Annotated in this window: 20 protein-coding genes; 8 read left to right on the top strand and 12 right to left on the bottom strand. The window is 56.0% G+C overall.

All coding sequences use genetic code 11. The features are described 5' to 3' along the window. Positions 1–4: 4 nt before the first annotated feature. Together gspD and INF68_RS03690 are read right to left on the bottom strand one after the other, a co-directional pair. A complete protein-coding gene (gene gspD / locus INF68_RS03695; RefSeq protein WP_109845989.1) occupies positions 5–1,930 on the bottom strand; it encodes a type II secretion system secretin GspD in 1,926 nt (641 codons plus the stop codon). 13 nt (positions 1,931–1,943) lie between these two features. Next, a complete protein-coding gene (locus INF68_RS03690; protein ID WP_109845988.1) occupies positions 1,944–2,675 on the bottom strand; it encodes a type II secretion system protein N in 732 nt (243 codons plus the stop codon). A 299-nt stretch (positions 2,676–2,974) separates the two neighbouring features. On the opposite strand from INF68_RS03690, the gene INF68_RS03685 reads away from it, so the two are divergent. After that, positions 2,975–4,549 carry an ExeA family protein gene (locus INF68_RS03685; RefSeq protein WP_126786625.1) on the top strand — a complete coding sequence of 525 codons (1,575 nt, stop codon included), beginning with the start codon at positions 2,975–2,977 and terminating at the stop codon, positions 4,547–4,549. Continuing rightward, positions 4,549–5,163 (top strand): hypothetical protein, encoded by a 615-nt coding sequence (locus INF68_RS03680; RefSeq protein WP_126786624.1) that lies wholly within the window; start codon positions 4,549–4,551, stop codon positions 5,161–5,163. Before INF68_RS03685 ends, INF68_RS03680 begins: the two co-directional genes overlap by 1 nt. 17 nt (positions 5,164–5,180) lie before the next feature. Here the strand turns inward: INF68_RS03680 and INF68_RS03675 are convergent, their stop codons facing one another. From INF68_RS03675 to INF68_RS03665, 3 genes are all read right to left on the bottom strand, one after another. Next, a complete protein-coding gene (locus INF68_RS03675) occupies positions 5,181–5,804 on the bottom strand; it encodes a helix-turn-helix domain-containing protein (RefSeq protein WP_126786623.1) in 624 nt (207 codons plus the stop codon). A 258-nt stretch (positions 5,805–6,062) separates the two neighbouring features. Continuing rightward, the gene (locus INF68_RS03670; protein ID WP_126786622.1) at positions 6,063–6,893 is read right to left on the bottom strand and encodes an N-acetylmuramoyl-L-alanine amidase; all 831 of its coding nucleotides are present in this window, start codon (positions 6,891–6,893) and stop codon (positions 6,063–6,065) included. Next, entirely contained in the window at positions 6,890–7,213 is a 324-nt protein-coding gene (locus INF68_RS03665) for a heavy metal-binding domain-containing protein (RefSeq protein ID WP_023310944.1), read from the bottom strand. Before INF68_RS03665 ends, INF68_RS03670 begins: the two co-directional genes overlap by 4 nt. 97 nt (positions 7,214–7,310) lie before the next feature. On the opposite strand from INF68_RS03665, the gene INF68_RS03660 reads away from it, so the two are divergent. The 6 genes from INF68_RS03660 (at position 7,311) to artJ (ending at position 11,853) form a co-directional block, all read left to right on the top strand. Further along, positions 7,311–7,829, top strand: a complete 519-nt coding sequence (locus INF68_RS03660; RefSeq protein ID WP_045403666.1) for a lipoprotein — start codon at positions 7,311–7,313, stop codon at positions 7,827–7,829. Positions 7,830–8,055: 226 nt separating this feature from the next. After that, positions 8,056–8,784, top strand: coding sequence for an arginine ABC transporter ATP-binding protein ArtP (artP, locus tag INF68_RS03655; protein ID WP_047061479.1), 729 nt, complete (start codon positions 8,056–8,058; stop codon positions 8,782–8,784). A 19-nt stretch (positions 8,785–8,803) separates the two neighbouring features. Further along, positions 8,804–9,535 carry an arginine ABC transporter substrate-binding protein ArtI gene (gene artI, locus INF68_RS03650; protein ID WP_008500032.1) on the top strand — a complete coding sequence of 244 codons (732 nt, stop codon included), beginning with the start codon at positions 8,804–8,806 and terminating at the stop codon, positions 9,533–9,535. 6 nt (positions 9,536–9,541) lie between these two features. Continuing rightward, positions 9,542–10,258 (top strand): arginine ABC transporter permease ArtQ, encoded by a 717-nt coding sequence (gene artQ, locus INF68_RS03645; RefSeq protein WP_023310941.1) that lies wholly within the window; start codon positions 9,542–9,544, stop codon positions 10,256–10,258. Continuing rightward, the gene (gene artM, locus INF68_RS03640; protein WP_033145048.1) at positions 10,258–10,926 is read left to right on the top strand and encodes an arginine ABC transporter permease ArtM; all 669 of its coding nucleotides are present in this window, start codon (positions 10,258–10,260) and stop codon (positions 10,924–10,926) included. The genes artQ and artM overlap by 1 nt, the downstream gene beginning before the upstream one ends. A 195-nt stretch (positions 10,927–11,121) precedes the next feature. After that, complete coding sequence (gene artJ / locus INF68_RS03635; RefSeq protein ID WP_033145047.1) at positions 11,122–11,853, top strand: arginine ABC transporter substrate-binding protein ArtJ; 732 nt, start codon at positions 11,122–11,124, stop codon at positions 11,851–11,853. 80 nt (positions 11,854–11,933) lie between these two features. Here artJ and INF68_RS03630 read toward each other — a convergent pair whose 3' ends face one another. The 7 genes from INF68_RS03630 to potG all read right to left on the bottom strand — a co-directional run bounded on the left by INF68_RS03630 (position 11,934) and on the right by potG (position 18,813). After that, positions 11,934–13,403, bottom strand: coding sequence for an ATP-binding protein (locus tag INF68_RS03630; RefSeq protein WP_126786620.1), 1,470 nt, complete (start codon positions 13,401–13,403; stop codon positions 11,934–11,936). Then, complete coding sequence (locus INF68_RS03625) at positions 13,387–14,094, bottom strand: response regulator transcription factor (protein WP_126786619.1); 708 nt, start codon at positions 14,092–14,094, stop codon at positions 13,387–13,389. Before INF68_RS03625 ends, INF68_RS03630 begins: the two co-directional genes overlap by 17 nt. 72 nt (positions 14,095–14,166) lie before the next feature. Further along, positions 14,167–15,294: a 23S rRNA (uracil(747)-C(5))-methyltransferase RlmC gene (gene rlmC / locus INF68_RS03620; protein WP_126786618.1), complete on the bottom strand. Its 1,128-nt coding sequence runs from the start codon at positions 15,292–15,294 to the stop codon at positions 14,167–14,169. A 40-nt stretch (positions 15,295–15,334) separates the two neighbouring features. Further along, a complete protein-coding gene (locus tag INF68_RS03615; RefSeq protein ID WP_109845979.1) occupies positions 15,335–15,808 on the bottom strand; it encodes a YbjO family protein in 474 nt (157 codons plus the stop codon). A gap of 65 nt (positions 15,809–15,873) precedes the next feature. Continuing rightward, positions 15,874–16,719 carry a putrescine ABC transporter permease PotI gene (potI, locus tag INF68_RS03610; protein WP_023310934.1) on the bottom strand — a complete coding sequence of 282 codons (846 nt, stop codon included), beginning with the start codon at positions 16,717–16,719 and terminating at the stop codon, positions 15,874–15,876. Beyond that, the gene (gene potH / locus INF68_RS03605) at positions 16,716–17,669 is read right to left on the bottom strand and encodes a putrescine ABC transporter permease PotH (RefSeq protein WP_109845978.1); all 954 of its coding nucleotides are present in this window, start codon (positions 17,667–17,669) and stop codon (positions 16,716–16,718) included. The genes potI and potH overlap by 4 nt, the downstream gene beginning before the upstream one ends. Positions 17,670–17,679: 10 nt before the next feature. Further along, on the bottom strand, positions 17,680–18,813 hold the full coding sequence (gene potG / locus INF68_RS03600; protein WP_024907855.1) for a putrescine ABC transporter ATP-binding subunit PotG: 1,134 nt from the start codon (positions 18,811–18,813) through the stop codon (positions 17,680–17,682). Positions 18,814–18,911 lie beyond the last annotated feature (98 nt).

Raw genomic sequence — 18,911 nt, 5'->3', positions numbered from 1 at the left:
CGCCTTATTCTTTAAACGGGTTGCGGGACGACACCGGCGCACTGGCGCTCACCGGTGCGGCGTGGCTCTGGGACGGATAGGCTGGCAGCATTGGGTTGTCCGCATTCTCGATAATACCCAGCTTATGCTCCTCCATACGCTGCTGCTGACGCGCCTGGATCTGGTCATATTTCTCTTTCGAAGCCGCGCTGTAGTTGTCGTCGTCGCGCAGTACGGTGGTGTGGATAAACACCATAAGGTTACGCTTGGCGCTGTCCTGCGAGGTATAGCGGAACAGCTGTCCCACCACTGGAATATCGCCCAGCAACGGCACTTTCGAAACCGACTGTTTGGTGACGTTTTCCATCAACCCCCCCAGCACCACCGTCTGCCCGCTGTGGACCATCACTTCGTTATTGATGGTGCGGGTGTTGAAGGTTGGGCCGAGGCTGGCGTCAGCCGTCGCGTTGCTGTCCACGCTGGAGACCTCCTGCTCGATCTTCAGATGGATCATGTCGCCATCGTTGATCTGCGGAACGATTTTCAGCTTGGTACCAACGGTCTTACGCTCCACCGAGTTAAAGACGTTATCACCGCTGGTGGTCTGCGAACCGGAAAGCACCGGCACGTCCTGACCGACGTTGAACGACGCCTCTTTGTTATCCAGCGTGACCACGCTCGGCGTCGACAGAATGTCGTTTTTGCCGTTAGTGGACAGCGCCGTCATCAGCGCGCCGAAGTCGCCGTTAAAGAAGCCGGTCGCCAGGCCCGTATAGCTGCCAATGACTTTGGACTTCTTGATCTGGCTGATCGGCAGGCCGGTCGAACCAAACTGAACCCCACCGTGTTTACTGGTCCACTGCACGCCCAGATCCAGACCGTTACCGTCCTGTACCTCGGCGATAATCGCCTCCACCAGCACCTGCGGACGGCGGATATCCAGCTTGTCGATCACTTTTTCAAGCGAGTTCATGACATTTGGCTGGGCGGTGATCACCAGTGAATTGGTAGACTCGTCGGCGGTAATATTCAGGTCACCTGCCATCGGCGCGGCTTTGCTCTTGCCACCGCCCGCTTTATCTTTCAGCTGCTCGCCGATCCCCGTCAGCACCGGCACCACTTTGGTGGCGTTGGCGTATTTCAGGTAGAAGACGCGGGTGTTGCCCTCGTTGTTCTGCTCGCGATCGAGCTGGGAAATCAGCATCCGGGTGCGCTGACGCGCGTCCGGGCTGCCGCTGATCACCAGGCTGTTGGTTTCATCGTCGGCGACCACTTTGGTCGCCAGCTGAGGGGCATTTTGCCCTTTCTGCTCTTCGTTGTTGAGATTGTTCAACATGTCAGAAAGATCTTTGGCCGAGGCAAAACGCAGTGGCACGATTTCACGGCGCTGGACGCCGCTTTGATCCACACGCTGCACCAGATCCACCAGACGGTTAACCACCGAGGCTTTGCCGGTTAACAGCAGCACGTTTGACGGCTCAAAATGGACCACGTTACCGATGCCGGAGGCGTCGTTCAGCTGACGCAACAGGGGGGCCAGCTCACGTACCGGGACGTTCTCCATCCGCACCACGCGGGTGATGATTTCGTCGCCTTTGCCGGGGTTTTGGCTGTCGGCAATCGGTGCGCCCGACATGCGGGCCACCGAAGAGCGCACGACTTTCACCATCCCGTTATCCATCGGGATCACTGACAGACCATAGAGATCCAGCACGCTGAGGAAGAACTGGTAATATTCATCTTCCGTCAGTACGTTGTAGGTGCGGACCGACACCGTTCCCTGAACGGAAGGATCGACCAGAATAGTTTTATTGAGGTTACGCCCGACGGTATCGATAAATTCGCGAACATCGGTATTTTTAAAACTGGCGCTAAAGTTCGCCGCGAACAGCGAACCGGAATATAACGACAATGCGGTCAGCGCTACGCACGCCCATGGAAATTTCTTCATGTCTGTACACTTATTAATTGTTTAGAACATTGACCCGAATATTTTCAAGGTGAGCGTGACGTCGAATAATGACATCCGCTGCTTTCATTTTTGACCAGCGGGCAACGATCTCTTTTGCCTGCGCCTCTTTAGTCATATCCACATCGTCAACTTTCACCACCACATCACCTTTTTCCAGGCCAGCATGGCTGTAGAAAGGCGACGCATTGCGTGGATTAATGTTGTAGCCTTCCAGCTGGCCTTTTTCGATTAACGGCTTTAACACCAGATAATCATCCAGATGCAGATTATCCAACCCTGCATCTTTCTTCGATTTTGTTACCGGGGCACTGTCAACGCCGCCTTTGAAATAGTCTGGTTTTTTAAGTGAGATAACCTGCGGTGCGCCTTCATAATTCACCACCACATTATCGGGATGAATTTCGGCAATATAGGCATTGTCAAAACCAGCGAGCATTTCGCCCTCGCGATAGCTCTTTTGTCCCGCGGGGGTTTTTATCACCGCAAAGGACAGCCAGGCTTCATCGCTGCTGAGAATACCTTCGATTTCCGCACTGAGCTGTTTTTTCACCGCCGCTGGCTGTTTCGCTGGCATCACCGCCGGCGTAAAAAGTACAAACGGGGTTTCATCGTGACTTTTTTTTTGCATCTTCTGTTTTGAATCAGATAACCTGTTCGTCACTTTCTTATAATCTTTATAAACCATATACCCTTGCTGGCCGCAGAAAATAAGCAGCACAAACATGACGCAGGGCATAATCAATTGAGTAACAAATGACATCCGCATTTTTTAACGAGCCTTTCTGCCAGTCAGTAATTCACAGCACAGGGCTGTATAAGTGAGTGACAAAATACTAGTGTGTTTCCTCGCCCCCGCCCATTCACACATGCGCTAACAATAATTTAGAAAAATATTGATCGTGAGATACACCTATGATAGAAGCGCAGAGCGAATATTTTTACCCAGCATTCAAATTGCCCCTTCTGTCTCTATCCTTTACTTTTTCGTCTCCTTGTTATGAATGAAAGAGACGGTAATACGCTATGTATATGCGCCATTTTAATTTCACTACCCAGCCTTTCCGGACTATCACCCGGATGCCAGGTGATTTTTTTGTTCCGTATCATCAGGATGTGTTCGGTTTGCTGAAAGAGAAGTGCCAGACAACAGGCGTTACTGCGCTCTTTAGCAACGATAGCTATCTCGCCGCGCAGTTTTGCGATGCGCTAAAAGCGCATGACGGCACGCTGCTTGCGATTAATGCCTTCCCGAAACTCAGCGCCAGCGGCCTGCTCTATAAACTCAACACCACCACTAAAGAGAGCAAAACCCGGATCCAGGCTATTGATGCTGTGCTGCGTCAGTGGAAGGACGAGTTGTTGTCCCGCAAAACCACGCGTAAAGTGCTGGTCATTTCGCATATTCAGTCGATGAAAGCGAATTGCCATGACGCACTGTCCATGTTGTTAACCCGCGCGCAGGAGCTGGGTGTGCCTCTGTCGGTTGTGCTGATGGGATCGGCCGACCAGGAGGCCGCCCTTCAGCAGTCCGCGTTGCGTGAATCTCTTCATACGCATCACACGCTCCGGCACCTCACCTGCCGCGAGTCTCTGAGCTATGTTCAGGCCCAGTGTGAGGCGCATGGCAGCGACGCCGCGCCGTTTACCCCGGCCCGCGTGCGCAAGATGCACGCTCTGACCAATGGACAGACAGGCAAGCTCAATGAGCTGGCGCATCTTGCGATGCTGGCCGCCTGGACCGAGCGTTCAGCGCAGGTATCGCCGCGCCATCTGCGCCTGGCCGCAGGAGAAGTTCTGCCGGCGAAACCGAAGGGCAAACGTCTTGCCGTTATGGGCCTTTTTGCCTCTGTACTGTTTGCCGCCTGCGGCTGGACATTGATGCCCACCATTACCGCCAGACTGCCTGTACAGCTGCCCGTGATGGCCAGCTGGAAACCGCAGACGCCAAACACCAACGCCCCGGTGGTGCCGGTTATTGATAATGAAGTGGTGAATAAGCCCGATGCGATGCATCAGCTCTATACCATGTGGGGCTATGACGCCACGGCGGATGAGGCGCTCTGCCAGAACGCCGGGCGGGTCAACCTGATGTGTAAGGAGGGCAGCGCTCCGGTCGAAGAGCTGGCAAAAGAGGGTTATCCGTGGATCGGCGAGCTCAAAACCGGCGATCACCTGAACTATGCCGTGGTGGCCAGAGTGGATGATAACTCGCTGGATCTGCTGATGAATAATCGCACCTGGCAGGTAAGTCGCAGCTGGTATAACCAGCATGCAACGGGCAATTACACCCAGCTGCACCGCCTGACGCCGCAGGGGAAAGATGCCGTGAGCGCCGAAAGCAGCGCCAACGATCTGGGCTGGATAGATCAGCAGCTTAGCCTGGCGCTGAATCAGCCCGAAACCCACGCCAAGGTGTGGACGGCCGAACTGATGCAGCGTACCCGTGAGTTTCAGCAGAAAATGCATCTGCATGTGGACGGGATTGCGGGTGAAGATACATTGATGCAGTTAATGCGTGAAACCAGGACTACGCCAAGCGTACTTATTCAGTCCACAAATATATCTGCGACCCCCACCGCGCAGGAGAAGCATTCATAATGTCGACGATCACTCTGGCTGCCCAGCGCAGCTATACTCTGAACGCGCCGGTCTGGTTTTCGTACCGACGCCCCTCGCTGAAAAAAGTGGTCTGTGCCACCCTGATCTGGGTGGTGGGAATAGTGATGACGATCGCTGCGGGACTCTATGCTCATCTCTACTGGGATCTGCGGCATCCCGTACCTGAGCCAGTAAAAGCAAGCGCCGTTAAGCCAGAAACGACGCTATCGGATATGCATTATGTCTATGTCAGTAAACCGTTCCCGCAGCCTGAACCAAAGCAAGAACCGGTGACCAAAGAGATGCCGCCGCTGCATGAGATGCCCATTGATAGCGGCGATGCAGACTGGCAGCAGGCGCCCGACGGTGAAATGCCGCATGATATTTCCCGGGATACATTACCAGGAACAGAAGTGAACAACGCAGCTTCCCCCGAACAGGACAATACCGGTCAGGCAGTAGATGACGGAGCAATAAAGGCATTATTGCTGAAGGCGTTAAAAGAGCAGGAAAAAGATTATTCGCAGGGGAAAATGCCCACGCCTCCCGTGGATGAAACCACGTCAGGAACGCAGGCAAATAATTTACTGAAACATAGCCCTCCTTTCAGTTAAAAAGGAGATAAAAGCGATTAATATTTCTCTGGCAATACTGACAAATACATAAGACGACCTTTCTCAACCTGAATATAATTACCTTTCTTCAGGTCAGCGAGGATTTTAATAATGGTACTCCGGGCCAGGCTGGTATATTCCTGAATATAGTCGTAAACATTGATATCGCGCTGATGGTGCACCATCAGTTCGTTGATTTCCAGCAAGAACTCGCGAACAATCGAGTACGCGCTGCGGGCCACCAGCACTTCGTCACGTTTGCTGAGCAGGCAAATATACCAGGAGAGGACTTTACTCAAGGCTTCCCACAGGTTTTTTTCGTTCATCAGGCGGACAAAATCATCTTTTTTAATGGTCCGCACCACGGTATTGGAACGAACCAGGCCGTACATATGCGTTGAGTTGTAATAAATAGAGGAGAGCCCGAAAATACATTTATTCTGTAAGGTGAACATACATAGTTCATCGGACTCGCGGCGGAATTCAACCTCACCGCTAATGATAAAATGAATATTTTCGTTATTCTCTGTACTAATACGCTGCCATTTTCGTAAGGTCCTTTCTTCAAAACCTTCAGTTACCGCGATAATGGCGTCGAGTTCATCTTTGGGACGGCTATTTTTACTGTAGATACTTAACATAGTTAAACCTATTAATATTAAGTTGGAAAAGGTGAACGTGTGCAATCACAGCGCATAAATGTGTAGTCCATTTAACAAATGTAAAGTAACGCTAAGACGTAAGCGTATCCGTATTTCTTATTTGTCGTGCTGATATATTGTCAAACACGTTTGCGAGTAATTTCGACTGAGGAAACTATAAAATATTCACGTCGTGAATGTGATTAAAAAAATGTCCAAAAGAAGACCGTGTAAAGTGGCGTCGGGTAACCCGGAGGATTACCCCTGCCCGTAGCGCTCTAACAGCGCCTCCGCGATAGCCAGCGTTTCGCGATCGGCCACGCCGTCCCAGCGCGCCGGGCGAAAATGCATCTGAAACGCGACGATAACGCGCTTCTGCTGTGCGTTCGTCATGTTATCGGTCACCTCATAGCCGTAGCGCGCCAGCAGATCGAGCAGCACCTTCGGCTCCACGAGCTCATCGCGCGGCTTGCCGTTCAGGTAAAACGCCACCCGCGCCGGGTCCGGCCACGCGCCGATGCCCTGCATGGCGAGCGCCTGCCACGGGAACAGCGGGCCGGGATCGTCTTTGCGCTGCGGGGCGATGTCCGAATGGGCTACCACATTTTCAGGCCTGATGTTGTAGCGGGTAATAATGTCTTTGGCGAGCGGAACCAGCGCCGCAATTTGCTCAGGCTCAAACGGCGTAAAATGCTTAACGCCCGACGTTTTTTGCCAGCCGCGGTTCTCAAGCTCAATGCCGACCGACGTATCGTTAATGCGGTTGGTGCCGCGCCAGAAGCTGATGCCCGCATGCCAGGCCAGTTCGCTTTCGGGTACCAGCTGCCAGATACGCGGCTTACCGTCCGGTGCCGGGGGTTTAGCCGGGATCAAATAGTGAGAGCTGACGTTCTTATCAGTCAGCGTGGCCAGCGAGCTGTCAAAGTCATCCGCGGTGTAGTGGATCACCAGCACCTTGATGCGCGGGTAAGCCGCCTGCGCCTGATGGCGCGTGTCCAGCTCGTAGGCGCCTTTGTCGATAATCCCTTTTTCCGTGACGCATCCTGCCAGCAGCAGCGCCAGCAGGAGCGTGGCAAGCGAACGCCTCATCGGAGGGTTTTCACCGCCGTACCGCTTACGCTCACCATCAGCATGCTGGCATCTTTTCCGACCGTTTCGTAGTCGATATCAATCCCCACGACCGCATCAGCGCCGAGGGCTTCCGCCTGCTCGCCAAGCTCTTTAAAGGCGATTTCGCGCGCTTTGCGCAGCTCTTTTTCGTATGCGCCCGAGCGGCCGCCAACGATATCGCGGATACCGGCAAAAAAGTCGCGGAAGATATTGGCGCCGAGAATCGCTTCGCCGGTAACCACACCGCAATACTCGGTTATTGTCTGTCCTTCCAGGGTTGGCGTTGTTGAAAACTGCATGGTTTCTCTCCTTCTTTAGCGTTCAATGCCTTAGGCACAGCATTATCGGTTCGTTACGCTATGATTGAAAGGATAGTTAATAAATAAGGAAATCAACATGCGCTATTCTGCTTTAACACTTTTGGTGCCCTGCGCGCTGGTGCTCAGCGCCTGTACCACCACGGTCACGCCAGCCTTTAAGGATATCGGTACCCGCAGCGGCCCCTGCATTGAGGGCGGCCCGGACGCCGTAGCGCAGCAGTTCTATGATTATCGCATTCAGCACCGCAGCAACGATCTCACCGGCCTGCGCCCGTATCTGAGCGACGGTCTGGCAAAACTGCTTAACGACGCCACCCGCGATCCTCAGCACAACACATTGCTGAAATCCGATCCGTTCTCCAGCCGCACCACGCTGCCGGACAGCGCCGAAGTGGCCAGCGCGTCAACCATCCCGAATACCGATGCCCGCAATATTCCGTTGCGCGTGAAGCTGACGCAGGGAACCCAAACCTGGCAGGATGAAGTACTGATGATCCGTGAAGGACAGTGCTGGGCGGTTGATGACGTGCGCTACGTTGGCGGCAGCGTTCATGCTCCGGCAGGCACGCTTCGCCAGTCGATTGAGAATCGCTAAACCCACCGATTCAACCCGGTAACCCCCGTAAAATGTGCGGCATTTCATGCGGAATGCCGACATTTATACTCGCCGACCTTACCGTTCGCTATTTTGTGCTATGTTTAAGAGGAAACGCGGGTTATATTTAACTTTTAACGCATAAATATTGCATAACTATTCTGTCAACGGTACTATCTGCGGCCTCAATTGCTATAGATTGCCTGGATGAGTAAAGACTGCCCCGATGAGTATTAAACTAAACGGCATTAACTGCTTCTACGGCGCACACCAGGCGCTGTTTGACATCACGCTGAACTGCCCGGAAGGCGAAACGCTGGTTTTGCTTGGCCCAAGCGGTGCAGGCAAAAGCTCCCTTCTGCGCGTCCTTAATCTGCTTGAAATGCCCCGTTCAGGTACGCTGGCAATTGCCGGTAACCATTTTGATTTCGCGAAAACGCCGTCTGATAAAGCGATTCGCGAACTGCGTCAAAACGTTGGCATGGTCTTCCAGCAATACAATCTCTGGCCGCATCTGACCGTACTGCAAAACCTGATTGAAGCGCCGTGCCGCGTGCTGGGGTTAAGTAAGGATCAGGCGATCGCTCGCGCTGAAAAGCTGCTGGATCGTCTGCGCCTTAAGCCTTACAGCGACCGCTTTCCGCTGCACCTTTCCGGTGGTCAGCAGCAGCGCGTAGCCATTGCCCGCGCGCTGATGATGGAGCCTGCGGTACTGCTGTTTGATGAGCCAACCGCGGCGCTGGACCCGGAAATCACCGCCCAGATCGTCAGCATCATTCGCGAGCTGGCGGAAACCAATATTACGCAGGTTATCGTCACCCACGAAGTGGAAGTGGCGCGTAAAACCGCCAGCCGTGTGGTCTACATGGAAAACGGGTATATCGTTGAGCAAGGTGATGCGAGCTGCTTCGCGAACCCGCAAACCGATGCCTTCAAAAACTATTTATCTCATTGATTGTGTCAGGGGAAATATAATGAAAAAAGTATTACTTGCCGTGCTGCTTGCTGGCGTTACCCTTTCTGCTACCGCAGCCCAGACCATTCGTTTCGCCACGGAAGCCTCTTACCCTCCGTTTGAGTCGATTGATGCGAACAACAAAATTGTTGGCTTCGACGTGGACCTGGCTAACGCCCTGTGTAAAGAGATCGACGCGACCTGTACCTTCAGCAACCAGGCGTTCGACAGCCTGATCCCGAGCCTGAAGTTCCGCCGTATCGACGCCGTGATGGCCGGTATGGACATCACTCCGGAGCGTGAAAAGCAGGTGCTGTTCACCACCCCTTACTACGACAACTCCGCCCTGTTCATTGGTCAGAAAGGTAAATTCACCTCTGTCGATCAGCTGAAAGGCAAAAAAGTTGGCGTGCAGAACGGCACCACGCACCAGAAATTCATCATGGATAAACATCCGGAAATCACCACCGTTCCGTATGACAGCTACCAGAACGCGAAGCTGGATCTGCAAAATGGCCGTATCGACGGCGTATTTGGTGATACCGCAGTCGTGACCGAGTGGCTGAAAGCCAACGATAAGCTGGCGCCAGTGGGCGACAAAGTGACCGATAAGGATTACTTCGGTACCGGTCTGGGGATTGCCGTTCGTCAGGGCAACACTGAGCTGCAGCAGAAATTCAACGCTGCGCTGGAAAAAGTGAAGAAAGACGGCACCTACGAAACCATCTACAAAAAATGGTTCCAGAAGTAATTCCTGATGAATGAAATTTTTCCTTTAGCAAGCGCCGCCGGGATGACCGTCGGCCTTGCCGTTTGCGCACTGATTATCGGCCTCGTGCTGGCGATGTTCTTTGCGGTGTGGGAATCCGCGAAATGGTTCCCCGTCGCCTGGACAGGCTCCGCGCTGGTCACCGTGCTGCGTGGGCTTCCGGAAATTCTGGTGGTCCTGTTTATCTATTTCGGCTCCTCACAGCTGCTGCTGACGCTGTCAGACGGTTTCACGATCAATCTTGGCTTTGCGCAGATCCCGGTGCAGATGCAGATTGAAAACTTCGACGTCAGCCCGTTCCTATGCGGCGTGATTGCCCTCTCCCTGCTCTACTCCGCGTACGCGTCGCAAACCCTGCGCGGTGCGCTGAAAGCCGTGCCGCAGGGTCAGTGGGAGTCGGGTCAGGCGTTAGGCCTGTCGAAATCAGCGATCTTCTTCCGTCTGGTTATGCCGCAGATGTGGCGCCATGCCCTGCCGGGCCTCGGCAACCAGTGGCTGGTGCTGCTGAAAGATACCGCGCTGGTGAGCCTGATAAGCGTTAACGATTTGATGCTGCAAACCAAAAGCATCGCCACCCGCACCCAGGAGCCTTTTACCTGGTACATTGTGGCGGCGGCTATCTACCTGGTGATCACGTTGCTCAGTCAGTACATCCTCAAGCGTATTGACCTGCGTGCGACGCGCTTTGAACGGAGACCAGGCTGATGCTTGAATATTTCCCCGAGCTGATGAAAGGGTTGCACACCAGCCTGACGCTGACCGTGGCGTCCATTATCGTGGCGCTGATCCTGGCCCTTATCTTCACCATTATTCTGACGCTGAAAACGCCGGTGCTGGTGTGGATTGTGCGCGGCTACATCACCCTGTTTACCGGTACGCCGCTGCTGGTGCAGATCTTCCTGATTTACTACGGCCCGGGCCAGTTCCCGTCGCTGCAGGAGTATCCGGTTATCTGGCATCTGCTCTCTGAACCGTGGCTGTGTGCCCTGATTGCCCTTTCGCTCAACAGTGCGGCCTATACCACCCAGCTGTTCTACGGCGCGATCCGCGCCATTCCGGAAGGACAATGGCAGTCCTGCGGAGCGCTGGGCATGAGCAAGAAAGACACGCTGGCGATCCTGCTGCCGTACGCCTTTAAGCGCGCGCTCTCCTCCTACTCCAACGAAGTGGTGTTGGTGTTCAAGAGTACCTCCCTGGCCTACACCATCACCCTGATGGAGGTGATGGGTCACGGACAGCTGCTGTATGGACGCACCTATGACGTGATGGTGTTCGGTGCCGCAGGCGTGGTTTACCTGGTGGTTAACGGCCTGTTGACGCTGATGATGCGCCTGATCGAGCGTAAAGCGCTGGCGTTTGAGCGCAGATCGTAGGCGGGCTAAGCGCAGCGCCACCCGGCAAGAAGTGCATAAATGTGATTAATCAATGCGGGTAACTTTCTGGTTATCCGCTTTTTTTTGCCATAAAAATAATAATTAATCATTTTTATTGCATACAAATTCATTAAATGGCATTGTACATCCATGCCGCAGACACGGCGCATAAATAAGACAGACGGGAGCATTACAATGAAAAAGTTAGTTCTGGCCGCATTACTCGCCACCTTCGCCGCTGGCGCATCCGCAGCTGATAAAATCAATTTTGGCGTGTCCGCCACCTATCCGCCGTTTGAGTCGCTGGATGCCAGCAACCAGATCGTCGGTTTCGATATCGATCTGGCGAAAGCGCTGTGCAAACAGATGCAGGCCGACTGCACCTTTACTAACCATGCTTTTGACAGCCTGATCCCGTCGCTGAAGTTCAAAAAATACGACGCGGTGATCTCCGGGATGGACATCACGCCTGAGCGCAGCAAGCAGGTGGCGTTCACCGACCCGTACTACGCCAACTCGGCGGTGGTGATTGCGAAGAAAGGCGCGTATACCTCTTTCGATCAGCTGAAAGGCAAACGCATCGGGATGGAAAACGGCACCACGCACCAGAAATACCTGCAGGACAAGCATCCTGAAGTGAAAACCGTAGCCTACGACAGCTACCAGAACGCGATTATCGACCTGAAAAATGGCCGTATCGACGGCGTGTTCGGCGATACCGCCGTGGTGAACGAGTGGCTCAAAACCAATCCGCAGCTGGGCACCGCAACCGAGAAAGTGACCGATCCGCAGTACTTCGGTACGGGTCTGGGCATCGCGGTACGTCCGGATAACAAGGCCCTGCTGGAAAAACTGAACGGCGCGCTGAAAGCGATTAAAGCGGACGGCACCTATCAGAAAATCAGCGATCAGTGGTTCCCGCAGTAAGATTTTTTTGCCGGGTGGCTCGGCCTACGGGGGTGGTAGTCTGTAGGCCGGGTAAGGCGAAGCCGCCACCCGGCACTCTCTCACAGCGGCACAAAGAACCTGAACCGCGCCCCGCTCACCGACTCCATCAGCCTGATCCCGCCGCCGTGCAGCTCCAGCATACGTTTCACGATTAACAGCCCCAGCCCGCCGCGATTCTCCCGCGATGCCTGGGTATTCAACGCCGATGGCCGCTGGAACAGATCGTCGCGCAGCGAGGCATCCACGCCCGTTCCGCTGTCGGACACTTCGACCTGCAGCTGTTCATTTTCCTGCCACACCGCCAGGCGAATTTCTCCGCCGCCCGGCGTATGGCGCATCGCGTTATCCAGCAGGTTGGTCACCACGCGTTCAATCATCGACACATCGGCGTTTACCATCGGCAGCGGCCCCGGCACGTCAATATGCAGATTGACCTCTCGCGTGCGGGCCGTGAGCTCAAACTTCTGCGCCACGTCGGAAATCAGCTCCGCCATTGCGAACCGCTCGCGCTGGGGTTTAATACCGCCGTGTTCAAGGCGCGCCAGCTCAAACAGCTGCTGCGAAAGATGCCGGACTTTTTGCCCCTGACGCAGCGCGGTGGCGAGATACTGCTGGTGCTCCTGCGGCGTCAGGGTGGCGGATTTGAGCGACAGGGTTTCGAGATAGCCCAGCAGTGAGGTCAGCGGCGTGCGGAGATCGTGCGAAATATTGGCGATAAACTCCCGACGCTGGCGATCGCTGTCGGCCAGCCGATCCCACTGTTGGGTGATTTTGCGCGCCAGCTCGATAAAGCTGTTGCGCAGGATCGCCACTTCATCTTTTGCCGCCGTGTCCGGCGTCTGTGCCGTCAGCAGCCTGATTGCGCTCATGCTGTCCTGCTCCAGCCCGGCGACCTCCACCGTCAGCTGTTTTACCGGGCGCGTGACCCAGTACCAGACCAGCAGCCCTGCCAGCAGCCCAAACAGCACGACCCACAGCAGTGACCACAGGACGGTACTCCACAGCGCCTTGTGCCAGGCCATTTCCGCCAGAGCGTTTGACTCCTCGCCCTGCAAGATAATGTACAGATAGCCTTTTAGCTCGCCGTCCTGCCGCAGCGGCGTGGCGCTAAAGACCTTTTTATTTTGACTACGAGGATCGTCGCCCAGGACCGGTATGGCGGTACCGCTCAGGAAGGTCTGAACCGGGGCCAGATCGATTTTTTGCCGCTGAATGTGGCCCGGCGGTGCGGCATCGGCCATGATATCGCCGTCCGGGGAGACAACGTACAGCTCAACGCTCGGATTAAAGGTCATCAGCCGATCGAACAGCGGCTTGAGAGCCCTTCGGTCGACCCTGCCCTGCGCGTCCAGAATCGGTTCACGCTGGACGATCTGCTGCGCCAGCCCGCCCGACAGCCGCTGCACCATCGCGTTACCGTACTGCGTACTGGTGTAGAGCTGTACCGCGCAGGCGACGGCGGCGCAGAGCATCATCAGCAGGATGAACAGCAGCGTCAGGCGCTGACTCAGGCTAAAGCGGCGCATCATGATTTGGCTCCGCAAATTTATAGCCCTTGCCCCAGACGGTGCGAATGATCTCCGGCTCGGCGGCGTCCTTCTCTATCTTGATGCGCAGGCGGTTGATATGGGTGTTGACGGTGTGCTCGTAGCCTTCGTGCTGGTAGCCCCAGACCTGCTCCAGCAGCGCCAGACGGGAGAACACCTCGCCGGGATGACGGGCAAAGAAGTAGAGCAGCTCGAACTCGCGCGGGGTGAGGTCCACCACCTGGCCGTGTAGCAGCACGCTGCGCGCCAGCGGATCGATGGTCAGTCCGTGCGCCTGAATGTGTCCGTCAGTTTGCGCCTGCCCCATCGCCTGCTGGCGACGAAACAGTGCTTTGATACGCGCAATCAGCTCCTGCACGGAGAACGGTTTTGCCAGATAGTCGTCGGCGCCGGTTTCCAGCCCGGTGATGCGGTCGGTTTCGCTGCTGCGGGCGCTGATGATGATCACCGGCAGGTAGCGCGTCATCTGACGGATGCGGCGGCAAATCTCCAGACCGTCAACGCTGGGCAGCATCAGGTCGAGGATCACCGCATCCCAAGGCTGTTTTTCAAGACGCAGTAAGGCCTTGCCCCCGTCGGGCTCGTGGGTGATGGCATAGCCTTCGTCTTCTAAATTGAGTCGCAGAAGCGCCGCGATATCATGGTCGTCTTCCACCAGCAGGATCTGCTTCATGGGTAAGCCTTTATTCATGTCTTATGACGTAAGCTTACCTGATTTCGAGCGGGGGAAGAGTTCACATTTTGTTTAAGATTTCACGAGCAGCGTCAACACTTCATAATGCGCGGTATGCGGGAACATATCAAAAAGCTGAACGCGTTCAACGCGATAGCCCGGTAGTTGCGCAATGTCTTTCGCCATGGTCTGCGCGTTGCAGCTGGAATAGATGATGTATTCCGGCGCCATCTGGCTCAGGTAGTCGCACAGCGCCTTGCCGATGCCGCGGCGCGGCGGGTTGACCAGCACCAGCTCCGGCACGTTGCCCTGGCCGGTCGCGAACTGCGTGGAGTCGAGCGCCTGGAAGTGCAGATTCGTTAACCCCAGTTCGGCGGCGGACTGCTTCGCGCAGGCAATCGCTTCGGCAGAGATCTCAATGCCGGTGAGCTGCATCTCCGGCGTGGCGCAGTGCAGGCCAAACCCGCCCACGCCGCAGAACAGATCCCACATATGATGGATGTTTAACGCACGAACCCAGTCGCGGGCGGTGGCGTACAGGCTGCTAGCCACGGTTGGGTTAGTCTGGAAGAAGCTTTGCGGGCGGATCCACAGCGGCACGCCGTTGAAGTTTTCGGCCAGCGCGTGCTGGTCGGTGAAGATAATCTCTTTCTCCCCTTCCATGATCGCCATATGCACCGGCTGAATATTCGCCGTAATGACCTTCAGCTGCGGCAGCTGTTCCTGCAGCCACGGCAGCGCCGCGCGCAGCTGCGCCAGCTTAGTTTCAGAGCGCAGCACGAAGCGCAGCATCATGCCGCCGTCGAGTTGGCTTTCCGTCAGCAGAAGGTATTTCAGCTCGCCGCGCCTGCGGGCAACGCTGTAAGGCGTTAACCCTGCACGCGCGATAAATGGTTTCAGCGCGGCAAAGACGGGCTCAAACGAGGCGGGATATAGCGGGCAGTCGGTTAAATCTTCCGGCGTACCGTCGCGGTGCAGCATCCCCAGCAGCGGTTTTTCCACGCTGCCGCTGACCACCATTTTGGCTTTATTGCGAAAACCCTGCTCAGGGCCGCTGACGGGTGCGCACCACTCGCCCACCGCGTGTTCTGCCAGCAGCTGTTGCAGGTCGGCCATTTTGGCGGTGAGTTGTTGAGAGACCGGTTGTTCTATCCACTGACAGGAGCGGCAGCGTCCGGCGGCATAGAGTGCGCACTGCATATGAAAACCTTAAAAATCACGAGGGCTGCGATTATACACATTATTGCAGGCGGAAGAACCGCCGACTGGAGGCCGGAACGAAGAGAAGAAAGAGCACCAGCATGTCCGGCAGTTTTTGCATAAACAGCGCGCGCAGGATCTCGCGTTTGGACTCACCGGCAATACTGAACAGCTCCGGGTAGCCATACCCCAGCGAAGCGGCCCAGAGATAGCTCGCCGCGGTAATCTGCGTCAGCATATAGACCCAGCGCGCCCAGTTGCGCCCTTTAACCAGCGAAAACGCGCAGTAGATCTCGATAAACACCAGCACCAGGCTGCTCAAAAAGACCAGCGTCAGATTCCACGTCTGCACGCTGCGGTGAATGAATTCACCGATGCCGCGCACGCCCAGGGTGTTCAGAATCATCAGCACGTCGAGGCAGCGGATCATAATAATGGCGAGCGCCGCCACCTGAACCAGAGCAGGTACGTTAGGTCGCGCGTGCGTAGTACGTGATTTTTTTAATAATCCCAATGTTTTACTTCCCTGAAAAACAGTGCCGCGTCATGCGCGGCACATCACTGGAAATTTTAAATCCTTCAGCCGCGTCTTGCACGCTGGATATCGCGCACGCGCTGTTTTTCCGCGCGCGCCATCAAATACCAGGCGATAAATCCGACAATTCCGACCACGCCGAGGATGATGGAAGCCAGGGCGTTAATCTCCGGGTTGACCCCCATGCGCACGCTGGAGAAGACCAGCATCGGCAGCGTCGTCGCGCCCGGTCCGGAGACAAAGCTGGCGATAACCAGATCGTCCAGCGACAGCGTAAACGCCAGCAGCCAGCCGGAGATCACCGCCGGCATAATCATCGGCAGGGTGATGATGAAAAAGACCTTCAGAGGCGTCGCGCCAAGATCCATCGCCGCCTCTTCAATGGAGCGATCCAGCTCGCGCAGGCGCGAGGAGATCACTACCGCCACGTAGGCCGTACAGAAGGTGACGTGCGCCAGCCAGATGGTGAGCATGCCGCGATCCGCCGGCCAGCCGATGGCGTGTGCCAGGGCCACGAACAGCAGCAGCAGCGCGAGTCCGGTGATCACGTCCGGCATAACCAGCGGCGCGGTGATCATAAAGGCGAACCCGTTTGAGCCGCGAAAACGCCCGAAGCGCACCATCACCAGCGCGGCGATCGTGCCCAGCACCGACGCCATTGTCGCCGCCAGGGCGGCAATCGTCAGGCTCAGCCCCACCGCGCTCATCATCGCATCGTCGTGGAACAGCTCGCTGTACCAGCGCGTCGACCAGCCCGCCCAGACCGTTACCAGCTTAGAGCTGTTGAACGAGTAGATCACCAGCATCAGCATCGGCGCATACAGGAAGGTAAAGCCAATCACCAGGATCGCAATTCGCCACGGGGAGCGCACTACCGGTAAGTTGTTCATCCGTGATCTCCCATCTGTTTCTGCTGATGCTTGTGGAACCACATGATCGGCACGATCAGCAGCAGCAGCATGACAATCGCCACCGCCGACGCCACCGGCCAGTCGCGGTTATTGAAGAACTCCTGCCACAGTACGCGGCCAATCATAATGCTGTCAGGGCCGCCGAGCAGTTCCGGGATCACAAACTCCCCGACCGCCGGGATAAAGACCAGCATTGACCCGGCGATAATGCCGCCTTTGGTCAGCGGGACAATGACGCTGAAGAAGGTTTTTAACGGGCGGGCGCCGAGATCGAGCGACGCTTCCACCAGCGAATAATCAATGCGCGTCAGCGCCGTGTAGATCGGCAGCACCATAAACGGCAGATAGGCGTACACAATGCCGATATAGACCGCGAGGTTGGTGTGCAGGATCGTCAGCGGCTGATCGATAACCCCAAGCCACATGAGAAAGTTATTCAGCACGCCGTTGTTTTTCAGGATCCCCATCCAGGCATAAACGCGGATCAGGAACGAGGTCCACGACGGCAGGATCACCAGCAGCAGCAGGATGTTACGCGTCGACGGCTTGCTGTGCGCCACCGCCCACGCCAGCGGGTAGCCCATCACCAGACAGCAGAGCGTCGAAATCGCCGCCACCTGCAGCGACTGCAGATAGGCTTCGAAATAGAGCGGGTCGTCGGTGAGCTGCAGGAAGTTGCCGAGGTTAAGCGTCAGCGTAAGCTGCCCGTCGGCCCAGTCCAGCAGGTTGGTGTAAGGCGGTATCGCCCTCGCCATTTCCGCCAGGCTTATCTTGAAAACAATCAGAAACGGCAGCAGGAACAGCAGGATCAGCCACACGTACGGCAAGGCGATCACCAGCTTGCGGCCGTGTTTCATCTGCATGCGCGTCAGCCACTGGGCAAGGCCGCCCGGCTTTTCTGCGCGGGCTGGAGGTTCAAGTGCACTCATTTGCCGCTCCTTATACCGTCAGCACGACGCAACTGTCAGCGTCCCAGCAGAGACGCACTTCGTCACCCCAGGTCGGCTGCCCCTTGCGGTAGCGATGTTCGTTCTGAAGCTGCGCGCTGAGCATCTGCCCGCTTTTCAGACGCACGTGGTAGATAGACAGGTCGCCCAGATAGGCAATGTGCACCACTTCGCCCACGGCAAAGTTATAGCCATCGGCAGGCGGATCCTCGCAGAGCATGATTTTCTCCGGACGCAGCGCGACGTAGACCGGCACGTTATCCACCACCGAGTTGTCAGGATCGACCTTAAGCGGATGCTGCAGCCCCGGCGATTCGATGACCAGGCCATCCTCCTGACGATCTTTCAGCAGCCCTTCGAAAACGTTGACCGAGCCGATAAACTCCGCGCTGTAGCGGGTCGTCGGGTGCTCATAAATCTCTTCTGGCTCTCCGATCTGCACGAACTTCCCGCGATTCATGATCGCGATACGCCCGGCCATGGTCATCGCCTCTTCCTGGTCGTGGGTCACCATCACGCAGGTCACCCCCACGCGCTCGAGGATATCCACCACTTCGAGCTGCATACGGTCGCGCAGTTTTTTATCCAGCGCGCCCATCGGTTCGTCGAGCAGCAGCAGTTTCGGGCGTTTTGCCAGACTGCGGGCTAGGGCCACGCGCTGGCGCTGGCCGCCGGAGAGCTGGTGCGGCTTACGCTTCGCGAACTCCTGCATGTGCACCAGGCTCAGCATTTCGGCCACACGCGCGGTAATTTCGGCCTTCGGCAGCTTGTCCTGCTTCAGGCCAAAGGCGATGTTCTGCTCCACCGTCATGTGCGGGAACAGCGCGTAGGACTGGAACATCATGTTAATCGGACGCTGATACGGCGGCACGCTGGAGAGATCCACACCATCGAGCATGATCTGCCCGGCGGTGGGCTGTTCAAAACCGGCCAGCATACGCAGCAGGGTCGATTTACCGCAGCCAGAAGCCCCCAGAAGGGCAAAAATTTCGCCTTTATAGATAGTCAGGCTGACGTCATCCACGGCATGCTGGCCATCAAAAGATTTGGTGAGGTTACGAATTTCAAGAAGCGGGGTCAGCGCTTTACGGACTTTCGCCTGCGGGCGGGGGATCGCGTCATTCACGGGGTGTTCTCCGGCATAGATCAGTACTGGTGCAAACGCACCGTCAGGGTGCGCATCGCCGGGCGGCGCTAACGCTTGCCCGGCCTACGGGTTGTGAA

The organism is Enterobacter cloacae complex sp. P16RS2 (assembly GCF_014982155.1).
Classification (GTDB): domain Bacteria; phylum Pseudomonadota; class Gammaproteobacteria; order Enterobacterales; family Enterobacteriaceae; genus Enterobacter; species Enterobacter cloacae_M.
Note: the sequence above shows the minus strand (reverse complement) of the source record. Positions and strands in the feature narration are given on the sequence as shown.